The sequence below is a fragment of the uncultured Corynebacterium sp. genome (assembly GCF_937999985.1).
Taxonomy (GTDB): domain Bacteria; phylum Actinomycetota; class Actinomycetes; order Mycobacteriales; family Mycobacteriaceae; genus Corynebacterium.
Genome location: NZ_CALLDG010000011.1, coordinates 1 through 11,358, shown reverse-complemented (window position 1 = coordinate 11,358; position 11,358 = coordinate 1). Strand labels below are relative to the sequence as shown.

The following is an 11,358-nucleotide window of genomic DNA, read 5'->3' as shown; positions in this document are numbered from 1 at the left end:
TAACGTCACCGGTACCGACGATCTGCTGGACGAGATCGACGGCCTGCTGGAGAACAACGCGGAGGAGTTCGTCCGCTCTTACGTACAAAAGGGCGGCCAGTGACCGCCATTCGCCGCCGCATTATGGGCCTGGAGACCGAGTATGGAATCGCCAACATGCAGGATTCCTCTCGCCGCCTGGGTCCCGACGAGATTGCCCGCAAGCTCTTCGCACCGGTGGTGGAGGAGCACCGCAGCTCGAACATCTATACCGAGAACGCCTCGCGCCTCTACATGGACGTCGGCGCACATCCGGAGTTCGCCACCGCGGAGTGCGATAGCCTGCACCAGCTGATCGCCTACGACCGCTCTGGCGACCTGATGTTCCACGAGCTGGCCGACCGCGCCGAGCAGGCCGTCGGCGGCAAGGTCTACTTGCTGAAAAACAACACGGACTCCCTGGGCAACTCTTATGGCTGCCACGAGAACTACCTGGTTAGCCGTGATATTCCCCTGAAGGGTCTTAGCAAGCAGTTGCTGCCTTTCCTGGTTACCCGCCAGCTGATTTGCGGTGCGGGCAAGCTCGCGATCCCTTATCCCGGCGCGCCGAACGAGAACTTCGGCCCGGGCTACACCATGAGCCAGCGCGCCGACCACGTCTGGGAGGGCGTGTCCAGCGCGACGACCCGCTCGCGCCCCATCATCAACACGCGCGACGAGCCGCACGCCGATTCCTCTAAGTATCGCCGCCTGCACGTCATCGTCGGTGATTCCAACATGTCGGAAGTCACCACGGCCCTTAAGGTCGGCTCCACGCTGCTGGTGCTGGAGATGATCGAGGCCGGCGTGGCCCTCCCGGATTTCGAGATGGCCAACGAGATCCGCTCTATCCGCGAGATCTCCCGCGACTTCACCGGCCAGGTGGACATCGCTCTGCGCAGCGGGTCGACTGCCACGCCGCTGGAGATCCAGCGCGCTTTTTATGACGCCGCCTGCGCCTACCTCGCCGTGCGTGAAGACCCGGAGCGGGGCACCCCCAACGCGGAGCTAACCCCCGTGGTGGATCTGTGGGGCCGCGTGCTGGACTGCTTCGACACGGGCGACTTCTCGCCGGTCTCCACGGAGATCGACTGGGTCATCAAGAAGTCGTTGCTGGACCGCATGGCCGCCGCCCGTGGCCTGGATCCCATCGACCCCCGCCTGGCGCAGATCGACCTGATGTATCACGACATTCACCCCACCCGCGGCCTGTTTAACGTCCTGGCTCGCCGCGGCCTGGCGCGCACGTTGTTGGCCCCGGAGGCGATCGAACAGGCCGTCCGCCAGGCTCCGCCGACGACCCGCGCCGCGGTGCGCGGCCGCTTCATCGCGGCGGTGCGCGCCCACCCGGAGCTGTCCTACACGGTGGATTGGATGCGCGTGAAGGTCAACGGCGAGAACGGGGCCGAGGCACTGCTTGCCGACCCCTTCGCCAACACCAGCGAGGACGTCGACCGCATCATCGAGTCCCTGGAAGCCCGATGAACCGCAACCGCCCCGTCGAGACTCACTGGATCCCGGGCGCCACGCGCCTGTTTAACCTAGTGATCGCGCTGCTGAATTCCGACGGACCGCGCTCCATCGAGTGGGTGCTCGCCAACGTCGAGGGCTACCAGCACGCCAAGGATGGCTCCGCCCGCAAGCAGCTGAGCCGCGACCGCCAGGATCTCGCCGAGCTGGGCGTGCGCATCACGGGCGAAGACATGCTCACCCTCGACCCCGCCCAAACCTTCCTGCCGGACATCGAGTTCACCGACGGCGAGGCTACCGTCCTCGCCGCTGCCAGCCGGTGGGCCCAGTCGGGGGAGATGCAGCACGCCGCCCGCTCCGCATACACCAAACTGGCCGCCGCGGGCATGCAGCACCGCGTGTCCACCGGCGAGGTGGCTGTTCCCAGCGTTCCGGATCACACCGCCTTGGATGGCGATTCCTTCGACGCGATCTTCCGCGCCCTCGACAATGGTCTGGTCTTGGAGTTCAATTACTATCCCTCGCTGGTCGATACCCCCCAACAGCGTCGATTGGAGCCCTGGGCTTATGGCGCCAAGGATGGCCTGCTCTATGTAACCGGTTTTGACCCGGACCGCGAGGCCCAGCGCACGTTCCGCCTGGCGCGCGTTGATTCCGTTACCGCCCTCCCCGAATTCGCCCAGCACCCGCGCCCGGAGGGCACCCCGCAGCAGCTGATCCAGCAGGGGCTATTAAGCAGCCGCCAGATGGTCACCGCCACCGTGGAGTTCCCGGAGCCCGGCGCCTGGGAGCTGCGCCGCCTGGCCGACGAAGACGGCCAGATCGGCCCGGTGGAACGCGACTGGTTTGTCCGCACCGTCGCTGCCTATGCGCCCCATGTGGTGGTTACCTCGCCGCCGGATGTCGTCGCCGATGTTGTTGCCGTTCTCAAGGAGGCTGCTTCATGACGCCCCCTCGTTCCAACGCCGAACAGTTCCTCCGTACCCTGTCCGTCCTCGCCTGGTTCCGGTCTCACCCGGATAGCAGCCTGATGGCGGCCTCTCGTGCGCTGGACCTATCCACCGCGCAGATCGCCCACGAGCTCGGCCAGGTGTCTCAGTGCCGCGTGCCCGCCAGCATCCTCGACATGCCGGTGGAGGTCACGGTGGATCGCATGCGCGCCTCCGTGGAGTTCTCCGCGGGCCTTGATCGCCCACTTGCCTTGACCGCGATGGAGGCCGGCGTGCTGCTGCTGAACCTGCAGGCGCTGCGCTCCACCGCGCCGGCGGAGGCGCAGGCGGACATCGATTCCGCCAGCGAGAAGATCCAGGCTCTCTTGCGCTCCCGGCGCGAGTACACGGATTCCTTCACCCCCGAAACGGCGCCCTCAACCCCCGCCCATGTGCAGCTGCGCCGGCAGCTCTCGGAGGCCATCCAGTCGCGCCGCCAGGTCACCTTCAGCTATCAGTCGCTGTCCAGCGATAGCTTTGGCACCCGCACGGTAGACCCTGACCACGTGGCCCTCGTGGAAGGCGAGTATTACCTCTGGGCGCGGGAACGTGGCGTCACCACAAAAACCTTTGCACTTGCGCGCATCGACGGGCTCGACCTGGGGGAGGAGGGTTCGGCCAGCGCCCAACAGGTGCCCGAGATCGACCCGGAGGATCCCTTCGGTTTCGGCCTCAGCGACAACTGGGCGCGCCTGGAGTTGGACGAGTCGCTGCGGTGGATGCTCGAGTACTTCCCCATGTGGGTGGTGGAGGACGAAGAGCGCTTGGTCGTCGACGTGCCCGATACCGGTGAATGGTTTTTGAGGTTCCTGCTCGGGTTTTCACCCGGTATTCGCGGGATAGAACCGCTACCATTGGCCGAGAACTTAAAAGCCCTAGCACGGCGTGGCCTCGAAGCCTACGAGGCTCGCGAGCTAGGATAGTAAGACCGATTCCAACGACAGAAAGCTCGTAGATAATGCCGAACCTTGGCGTTCCTGAACTACTAATCATCGCTCTGGTCATCTTCCTGCTGTTCGGAGCGACCCGCCTGCCCAGCGCCGCACGCTCCCTGGGCCGTTCGATGCGTATCTTCAAGTCCGAAATGGACGAGATGAAGACCGACGGCGAGAAGAAGGAGCTGTCCGAGAAGCAGGCTCCGACCGCCGAGCAGCAGCAGGCTCAAGACCTGGCCCAGCCCAAGTCCGAGCAGCCGAACGAGCACAACGCTTAAGAGTTAAGTGGCTAAGAAGCTAAAGAAGCCCGCCGATGGTTCAATGACCATCGTCGAGCACATCAATGAGCTGCGCAAGCGCGTATTCATTTCCCTGGTTGCCATTTTCATCGGCACGATCATCGGCTACATCTGGTACAACGTCGAGGTCGGCCCGATCGCTTCGCTGGGCGAGGTACTGCGCGGACCGTATTGCAACCTGCCGCCCGAGGCGCGTTTCGGCTCCGAGGCGGGGGAGTGCCGCCTGCTGGCGACCAGCCCCTTCGAGATGTTTATGCTGCGGCTGAAAGTCGGTGCGCTGGCCGGCATGGTCTTTTCCTCGCCCATTTGGTTGGGCCAGATCTGGGCGTATATCACCCCGGGGCTGCACAAGAACGAGAAGCGCTGGACCCTGGGCGTAGGTATTTCCGCCGGCCTGCTGTTTACCGTCGGCGCGGTGCTGGCCTACTTCGTTCTTGCCTTTGGGCTGGAGTTCCTGCTGACCATCGGCGACGAGGCGCAGATCGCTGCTCTGAACGGCGAGAAATACTTCAGCTTCGCCATGGCGCTGCTGTTGATTTTCGGTGTGAGCTTCGAAGTGCCGCTTATTACCGTGCTGCTGAACCTGGCGCACGTGGTGACTTACCAGCAGCTGAAGGAGAAGCGCCGTTTCATCTGGGCGTTCCTGTTCCTCTTCGCCGCGTTCGTCACCCCGGGCCAGGACCCGATCTCGATGGTGATTCTGGCGATTGCGCTGTGCGCGATGATGGAGATCGCCACGCAGATCGCCCGCCTGAACGACAAGCGCCGCAAGAATAACCAGGCGGACTGGCTCGAGGTGGATGACGACGAGTCCACCGGCATCGCCGCCCCGGAACCCATTGCCCCGGTGACGGCAACCCCGGCACCGCAGTCCACCAGCGCGGCCCGCCCAATTGACTCGCCGAAGCGCCAGGATCCAAAGGCACAAGACTTCACCCGCAGCGATTTCGATGACATTCTCTAGCCCCCAGGTAGAGCGCTTCTGCGCCCAGTACGACTTCCCGCTGGACGACTTCCAGGTTCAGGCGGCCGAAGCCATCGACCGGGGCAAGGGGGTCCTCGTCGCCGCCCCCACGGGCGCGGGCAAGACCATCGTCGGCGAGTTCGCCGTTTTCGCCGCCTTCCACGGCGACGGCACCTGTTTTTACACCACGCCCATCAAGGCCTTGAGCAACCAGAAGTTCCACGACCTGGTGGAGCGCTACGGGGAGGCCAACGTGGGTCTGCTCACCGGCGACGTGACCATCAACGGCGACGCGCCCATCGTTGTGATGACCACCGAGGTCTTGCGCAACATGATCTACGCCGACTCCGAGCGGCTGGAAACCCTCACACACGTCGTCATGGACGAGGTGCACTTCCTGGCCGACCGTTCCCGCGGCCCGGTCTGGGAGGAGGCAATCCTCAACCTCGATCCGCGCGTGATCCTTGTTTCCCTGTCGGCCACCGTCTCCAATGTCGAGGAGTTCGGCGGCTGGCTATCCGCCGTCCGCGGCGATACCGAAATCATCGTCACCGAGAAGCGCCCCGTGCCGCTGACCCAGTTCATGATGGTCGGCCGCCAGATCCTGCCCCTCTTCGAGGGCTCGGAGCAGCACCTCGGCGCCATCAACCGCAAGGTCGTCGCCGCCGCCGCGAAGGCCGAGGAAACTGGCAAGCGCCGCGGGCCAAAGCGCGGCGACGTGGTGCAGCACATGGCCACCGCAGGCATGCTGCCTGCGATTTACTTCATCTTCTCGCGCGTTGGTTGTGACGCCGCCGTGCGCTCCCTGCTGATCGATCGCGTGGACTACTCGTCCCCGTCGGAAAGGGAGGAGATCCTGCGCACGATCGACGCGGGCGTTTCCGACCTGACGGAGGAGGATCTGAACGTCCTGGGCTTCCGCCAGTGGCGGCGCGCCCTGTCGCGCGGTTTCGCCGCCCACCACGCCGGCATGCTGCCGGCCTTCCGCCACATCGTGGAGGATCTGTTCGCCCGCGGCCTGCTAAAGGTCTGCTTTGCCACGGAAACCCTGGCGCTGGGAATCAACATGCCTGCCCGCTCGGTGGTGCTGGAGAAGCTGGTGAAGTTCAACGGCGAGACGCACGCAGACCTCACCCCCGGCCAATACACGCAGCTCACGGGTCGCGCCGGCCGCCGTGGCATCGACACGAAGGGTAACGCGGTAGTGCTGTGGAGCCAGGGGCTGGATCCTTATGGGGTTGCGGACTTGGCGTCAACAAGAACCTATCCGCTAGATTCCACCTTCCGTCCCGGCTACAACATGGCCGTGAACCTCATCGGCACGATGGGGTTGGACGAGGCCCACCGGCTGCTGCTGCGCTCGTTTGCGCAGTACCAGACCAATGGCGCGGTGGTGGAGAGCGCCGAGCAGATCGAGAAGCGCCGCCGCGAGCTGGCCCAGCAGGAAAAGCAGCTGAAGGCCACGATCCGCGAGGTGCGCCGCCCCTCGAACAGCCTCAACGAGGACTTCCGGCTGGTCACCGAGTACGGCCAGCTGCGCCGCGAGCTTTCACAGGAGGAGCGCCGCGCCAAACGCATGGTCATCGACGAGGCCTCGACGGAGACCACGGCCCTGCTGCAGTCCCTGCAGCCGGGCGATGTGATCGCACTGCCCACTGGCAAGAACCCCACCACCGCCGTGATTGCCCGTGCCGACCACCGCGGCCGGCCGACGATCATCACCGACGACGGCTGGGTGGAGCGCATCAACCCCGACATGTTCGGCAACACCCCGGTGCACATCGGTCACATGCGCCTGCACAAGGGCGTGGCGCGCAACCCGAAGCGACAGGCCAGGGGAGTGGCCGCCAATCTGCGCCGCCTCCAGCTGGATAAGCCCAAGAAGCTCCGGCCCCGGGCGCGCCGCCGCTCGCTGCGCGCTGTTGAGCTGCGCGAGCAGGTGCACGCCCACCCGGTGCACGCCTGGGATGGCCGCGAGGAGCTCTGCCGCGCCGCCGAGCAGTACCTGAAGGCAGCCCGCCGCCTGGAATTCGAACAGAAGGAGCAGCCGCAGGAATCCGATTCCCTGTCCGCCCAGTTCAACCGCATCCTCGCGCTGCTGGCGGAGCTGGATTACGTGGAGCTCGAGGGTAACACCGCCCGCATCACGATGGAGGGCGAGCGGCTGTCCAAGATCCACCACGAGTCCGACCTGCTGGTCGCCCAGTGCCTGCGCCGCGGTATCTGGGACGAGCTGGACCCGGCAGAGCTGGCGGCCGTGGCCAGCACCTGTGTTTTCGAGAATCGCCGCGATTCCGGTGCCAAGGACGATGGCGTGCCCACCGAGCCGCTGGCCGAGGCGATCAGCCAGACGTGGCGTATCTACCAGGAGCTTTCCACCGACGAGCAGCGCCACCGCCTGACTGTGACGCGCGAGCCGGAGCTAGGCTTTGCCACCGCGGTGCACCAGTGGACCGCCGGCGCCCCGCTGGAGTATTGCCTGCGCGCGGCCGAGGCCAGCGGCGCCACCCTGACCCCCGGCGATTTCGTGCGCTGGTGCCGCCGCGTGATCGACCTGCTGGATCAGATCAAGCTGACTGGCTATTCCAACGAAGTGAAGGCGGCCTCCCGCAAGGCGGTCGCCGCGATGAGACGAGGAGTTGTGGCCCTCGATGGCTAAGAAAATTGCAATATTCGGTGCGACCAGCGAGATCGGCGGCGAGATCGCCCGCCTGCTCGCCCCCGGCAACCACCTGGTGCTCGCCGCCCGCCGCACCACGGACCTGGCCGATGAGCTGTACCGACTCGGCGCCACGCAGGTCGATTCTTTCTTTTTTGACGCCACCGACGTGGATTCCCACGCAGACCTCATCGCGGAGATCGAGGCCACCGGCCCGCTGGACGTAGCGCTGGCGATGTTCGGCGTGCTGGGCGACCAGGAGCTCGCGGAGCGCGACTCCTCCGAGGTCTACCGCGTGCTGCACACGGACTTCACCGCCCAGGCGGTGCTGCTGACGGAGCTGTCCCAGGTAATGAAGGCCCGCGGCAGGGGAGTGCTGGTGGCCTATTCCTCCATCGCCGGGGCTCGCGTGCGCCGCCCGAACTATGTCTACGGCTCGGCGAAGGCCGGCTTGGATGGTTTCTGCCAGGGCATGCAGGACGCGCTGCAGGGCGCCGGCGTGCGCCTGGTCATCGTGCGCCCGGGCTTCGTAATCGGCCGGATGACCCGCGGCATGGATCCGGCGCCTCTGTCCACCACGCCGGATGTGGTCGCCGAGGCCACGGTGCGCGCCATCAACGACGAAAGCGCGGAATCCGTGTGGATCCCGCGCTCCCTGAAGCTGCTGGCCGCCGCCATGCAGGTGGTTCCGCGCTGGCTGTGGCGGCGCGCGCCACGCTAGACGTGGAAGATGTTGTAGAAGATCGTCCGCAGGATCCCGAAGGCCACGGAGATACCGGTGGCCGCCGCGATGCCGATCGCGGCCTTAGCAATCGGGTGCAGGCCGTCCCACCACTCGTCGGAGTCGCTGGAACCGGTGCTGGTGCCTTCCGAGCCGGTGCTGGAGCTCTGGGTATCGGTTTCTGCCACTGCCGGGGTGACGGATGCCAGGGCAACCGTGGGTGCCAGAACTGCAGCGAGGATAGAGCGGCGTAGACGCATCAAAGTACTCCCTAAAACGTAGTTAAGCTATCGCGTGTAGGAACCATTTTTCCTACACCTTCGTTATCGTTATGTAAGCACGCTTTCGTTACAAAGATCGCGTTTTCATAACAATTTTTCAGACGGATACTTTAGGAGTTTCCTTACAGCCATGCAATTCTTACCCGCCGTGTATCTCGTCGTAGAAATCATCGCCTTCATTCTCTTGGGAGTGTGGATCGGCTGGGGCTGGGCGCTGCTGATCCTGTTGGGCCTGTTCGTGCTGGGTATCGCCCTGGCCACTTGGCAGATGCGCGAGCTTACCGTCCGCGCACTGCAGCAGAAGGATCATCCCGGCGAGCTAACGGCCGACATGGCGCTGTCCATGGTGGGTGCAGTGGGCGTGGCCGTTCCCGGCATTGTCTCGAGCTTCTTCGGAATTTTCTTCCTGATTCCGCCGACCCGTTCCCTGATCCGCAAGATGCTGGGCCAGGCCGCGCGCCGTTCTCTGGAACGTTTCGGTGTGACCACCTATTCGCGCGTTAGCCACATCCAGAACTCGGGTGGTTGGGGAGACGTCATCGACCACCGCGCGGGCGAGAACGGATGATTTTAAGGCTCCTCGCCGCTGTCTTTAGCGGCGTGATGGTCTTTGCTGCCTTCGAGCCGACCGGCCTGTGGTGGGCCGCACCGCTCGGGTTCGCGCTGCTGCTCTACTTCGCCGACCACCGCCACGCCATGCTGATGGCCTGGGTGCAGGGCCTCACCATCTACGGCCTGTTGCTGCCGTGGGTCGGAGAGTTCGTCGGCCCGGCCGCCTGGATCGCGTTGGCGCTGATCCAGTCCCTTTACAGCCTGTTGTTCGGCGCAGGCCTGAAGCTTTTGGTTCGACGCCCCCTCCCGGCCCAAATCATCGGCATTCCCACCTGGTTCGTCGCGACTGAGTGGCTGCGCTCTTCCTTTCCCTTCGGGGGCTTTCCGTGGGGGCGCATCGCATGGGGCCAGGCCAGCGGTCCGATTAGCTGGCTGATCCGTCTCGGCGGCCCCGCGCTTGTCACCTTCGCCGTGGTGCTAATCGGCTTGCTCCTGGCTTTGAGCATACGCAAGCACCGCGCGCCCGCGTATTCGTTGGCTGGCGTGGTGGCCTTGATCGCCGCCTACGCGCTGCTGATCCCCGCCACGCCCACCGACCGCACCGTGGATGTGGTCGCCGTACAGGGCAACGTTCCGCGTCTAGGCCTGGATTTCAATGCGCAGCGCCGCGCTGTGCTGGACAACCACGTGCGGCGTACTGAGCAGCTGCATTCACACCCGGATATAGTCATCTGGCCGGAGAACTCCTCGGATGTCAATCCTTTCACCGACTCTGCTGCCCGCCAGCAGATTGAACGCGCCCAGCGATCCGTCGACGCACCGATCCTCGTCGGTACCGTCAGCCCGGAGCACAACACGATGGTGGTCTGGGATAGCGACGGCCCAGGGGAGAGCCACATCAAGCGCTTTCTGCAGCCCTTCGGCGAGTACATGCCCTTCCGCGACTTCTTGCGCAACTTCAGCGAGCATGTCGACCGGGCCGGTAACTTCCAGCCCGGCGACGACAACGGAGTGGTCCACATGAACGGCGTCCCCGTCGGCGTGGCCACCTGCTACGAGGTCAGCTTTGACGGGGCGTTCCGCATGGCCGTGCGGGACGGCGCGCAGATTCTCACCAGCCCGACGAACAACGCGACCTTCGGGTTTACGGACATGACGTATCAGCAACTCGCCATGTCTCGCATGCGCGCCAAGGAGTATGATCGCGCCGTGGTGGTTGCCGCGACCTCGGGTGTTTCGGCGATTGTTGCGCCCGATGGTTCGGTAGAGCAGCGCAGCGCTATTTTTACTTCTGACGCCCTCGAGGCCAAGTTGCCCCTAAGCGATACAATGACACTGTCAGCCCGCGTCGGCCCATGGGTGGAATGGATTCTAGCTATTCTGGGTCTGCTGTCCGTGGCATTTACTTATAGGAGAGGTAAGAAAGCTTTTCATGACTAAGCTGAGCGATAAAACACTGGTCATTATCCCGACCTACAACGAGAGGGAAAACCTTCCTCTGATCATCGGTCGACTGCTGAAGGCCGAGCCCGAGCGCGTGGACGTCCTCGTTGTCGATGATTCCAGCCCGGACGGCACCGGGGACCTGGCCGACGAGATGGCTGCTGAGAACTCGAAGATTCACGTGATGCACCGCGGCGGCAAGGGCGGTCTGGGTGGCGCTTATATCGCTGGCTTCCACTGGGGCCTGGAGCGTGACTACGAGATCCTATGTGAAATGGATGCCGACGGCTCGCACGCTCCCGAGCAGCTATACCTGCTGCTGGACCGCATCGATGCGGGCGCGGAGATGGTCCTGGGCTCCCGCTACGTCAAGGGCGGCAAGACCGTGAACTGGCCGGTCAGCCGCGAGGTTCTCTCCCGCGGCGGCAACATTTACGCCTCTCTGGCGTTGGGTGCGGGCCTGTCCGACATCACCGGCGGCTACCGTGCGTACCGCCGCGAGGTGTTGGAGGAGATCGACCTGGATGCCGTCGATTCCGCCGGCTATGTTTTCCAGGTGGACCTGGCTTGGCGCGCCGTCGAGGCCGGATTCGACGTGCGCGAGGTTCCGATCACCTTCACCGAGCGGGAGATCGGCGATTCCAAGATGAGCGGCAACATCGTCTCTGAGGCTCTGCTGCAGGTGACGAAGTGGGGTGCCACGCACCGCTTTAACCAGGTGAAGAACCTGGCCCAGGAGTCTTGGCGCATCGGTGCCGGCACCGTGCGCAGCTACTTCTGATTCGCTTCCTGCTGCTCCTTCATGAGCTTCACCGCAGTGCGGCGGCGCTTACGGAGCAGTTCAATGCGCTCGTCGAGCAGCTCGTCGAGCTCCTCGAGGCTGCGGCGCTCGCGCAGCATGTCCCAGTGAGTGCGCGGGGGCTTCACCGGCTTGGATTCCTGGCCTTCGCCCTCGACCAGCGTGCCCATCTGGCCGTTCTTGCACATCCACTCCTCGGGAATCTCCGCATCGTCAGCGAAGGGCACC

General features: G+C 64.6%; 13 protein-coding genes. 11 read left to right on the top strand and 2 right to left on the bottom strand.

The window, feature by feature from the left end; all coding sequences use genetic code 11:
- The 8 genes from Q0331_RS00450 to Q0331_RS00415 form a co-directional block, all read left to right on the top strand.
- Positions 1 to 103: ubiquitin-like protein Pup (locus Q0331_RS00450; RefSeq protein ID WP_298073894.1), on the top strand; the 103-nt coding region annotated here is incomplete at its 5' end.
- Positions 100 to 1,503: a Pup--protein ligase gene (gene pafA / locus Q0331_RS00445; RefSeq protein ID WP_298073892.1), complete on the top strand. Its 1,404-nt coding sequence runs from the start codon at positions 100 to 102 to the stop codon at positions 1,501 to 1,503. The genes Q0331_RS00450 and pafA, both read left to right, overlap by 4 nt.
- The gene (locus Q0331_RS00440) at positions 1,500 to 2,435 is read left to right on the top strand and encodes a YafY family protein (RefSeq protein ID WP_298073890.1); all 936 of its coding nucleotides are present in this window, start codon (positions 1,500 to 1,502) and stop codon (positions 2,433 to 2,435) included. The genes pafA and Q0331_RS00440 overlap by 4 nt, the downstream gene beginning before the upstream one ends.
- On the top strand, positions 2,432 to 3,400 hold the full coding sequence (locus Q0331_RS00435; RefSeq protein ID WP_298073888.1) for a WYL domain-containing protein: 969 nt from the start codon (positions 2,432 to 2,434) through the stop codon (positions 3,398 to 3,400). The genes Q0331_RS00440 and Q0331_RS00435 overlap by 4 nt, the downstream gene beginning before the upstream one ends.
- Positions 3,401 to 3,435: 35 nt before the next feature.
- On the top strand, positions 3,436 to 3,690 hold the full coding sequence (gene tatA, locus Q0331_RS00430; RefSeq protein WP_298073886.1) for a Sec-independent protein translocase subunit TatA: 255 nt from the start codon (positions 3,436 to 3,438) through the stop codon (positions 3,688 to 3,690).
- A 7-nt stretch (positions 3,691 to 3,697) separates the two neighbouring features.
- Positions 3,698 to 4,675: a twin-arginine translocase subunit TatC gene (gene tatC / locus Q0331_RS00425; protein ID WP_269944110.1), complete on the top strand. Its 978-nt coding sequence runs from the start codon at positions 3,698 to 3,700 to the stop codon at positions 4,673 to 4,675.
- On the top strand, positions 4,662 to 7,334 hold the full coding sequence (locus Q0331_RS00420; protein WP_298073883.1) for an RNA helicase: 2,673 nt from the start codon (positions 4,662 to 4,664) through the stop codon (positions 7,332 to 7,334). The genes tatC and Q0331_RS00420 overlap by 14 nt, the downstream gene beginning before the upstream one ends.
- Positions 7,327 to 8,055: an SDR family NAD(P)-dependent oxidoreductase gene (locus Q0331_RS00415; protein ID WP_298073881.1), complete on the top strand. Its 729-nt coding sequence runs from the start codon at positions 7,327 to 7,329 to the stop codon at positions 8,053 to 8,055. Before Q0331_RS00420 ends, Q0331_RS00415 begins: the two co-directional genes overlap by 8 nt.
- Here Q0331_RS00415 and Q0331_RS00410 read toward each other — a convergent pair.
- Positions 8,052 to 8,315 (bottom strand): hypothetical protein, encoded by a 264-nt coding sequence (locus Q0331_RS00410; RefSeq protein ID WP_298073879.1) that lies wholly within the window; start codon positions 8,313 to 8,315, stop codon positions 8,052 to 8,054. The two genes, Q0331_RS00415 and Q0331_RS00410, sit on opposite strands and share 4 nt — an antisense overlap.
- A 151-nt stretch (positions 8,316 to 8,466) precedes the next feature.
- Here Q0331_RS00410 and Q0331_RS00405 point away from each other — a divergent pair, with 151 nt between their 5' ends.
- The 3 genes from Q0331_RS00405 to Q0331_RS00395 are packed head-to-tail and all read left to right on the top strand — an operon-like array spanning position 8,467 to position 11,112.
- The gene (locus Q0331_RS00405) at positions 8,467 to 8,904 is read left to right on the top strand and encodes an FxsA family protein (RefSeq protein WP_298073877.1); all 438 of its coding nucleotides are present in this window, start codon (positions 8,467 to 8,469) and stop codon (positions 8,902 to 8,904) included.
- Positions 8,901 to 10,328: an apolipoprotein N-acyltransferase gene (gene lnt, locus Q0331_RS00400; protein WP_298073875.1), complete on the top strand. Its 1,428-nt coding sequence runs from the start codon at positions 8,901 to 8,903 to the stop codon at positions 10,326 to 10,328. Before Q0331_RS00405 ends, lnt begins: the two co-directional genes overlap by 4 nt.
- Positions 10,321 to 11,112 carry a polyprenol monophosphomannose synthase gene (locus Q0331_RS00395; protein ID WP_298073873.1) on the top strand — a complete coding sequence of 264 codons (792 nt, stop codon included), beginning with the start codon at positions 10,321 to 10,323 and terminating at the stop codon, positions 11,110 to 11,112. The genes lnt and Q0331_RS00395 overlap by 8 nt, the downstream gene beginning before the upstream one ends.
- Here Q0331_RS00395 and Q0331_RS00390 read toward each other — a convergent pair.
- Positions 11,103 to 11,358: RNA polymerase-binding protein RbpA (locus tag Q0331_RS00390; protein ID WP_298073872.1), on the bottom strand; the 256-nt coding region annotated here is incomplete at its 5' end. The two genes, Q0331_RS00395 and Q0331_RS00390, sit on opposite strands and share 10 nt — an antisense overlap.

Coding starts and splice junctions, on each gene's coding strand:
- Q0331_RS00435 (WP_298073888.1), top strand. CDS start 2,432: ATGACGCCCCCTCGTTCCAACGCCGAACAGTTCCTCCGTACCCTGTCC.
- tatA (WP_298073886.1), top strand. CDS start 3,436: ATGCCGAACCTTGGCGTTCCTGAACTACTAATCATCGCTCTGGTCATC.
- Q0331_RS00405 (WP_298073877.1), top strand. CDS start 8,467: ATGCAATTCTTACCCGCCGTGTATCTCGTCGTAGAAATCATCGCCTTC.
- Q0331_RS00395 (WP_298073873.1), top strand. CDS start 10,321: ATGACTAAGCTGAGCGATAAAACACTGGTCATTATCCCGACCTACAAC.
- Q0331_RS00440 (WP_298073890.1), top strand. CDS start 1,500: ATGAACCGCAACCGCCCCGTCGAGACTCACTGGATCCCGGGCGCCACG.
- Q0331_RS00420 (WP_298073883.1), top strand. CDS start 4,662: ATGACATTCTCTAGCCCCCAGGTAGAGCGCTTCTGCGCCCAGTACGAC.
- Q0331_RS00415 (WP_298073881.1), top strand. CDS start 7,327: ATGGCTAAGAAAATTGCAATATTCGGTGCGACCAGCGAGATCGGCGGC.
- lnt (WP_298073875.1), top strand. CDS start 8,901: ATGATTTTAAGGCTCCTCGCCGCTGTCTTTAGCGGCGTGATGGTCTTT.
- Q0331_RS00410 (WP_298073879.1), bottom strand. CDS start 8,315: ATGCGTCTACGCCGCTCTATCCTCGCTGCAGTTCTGGCACCCACGGTT.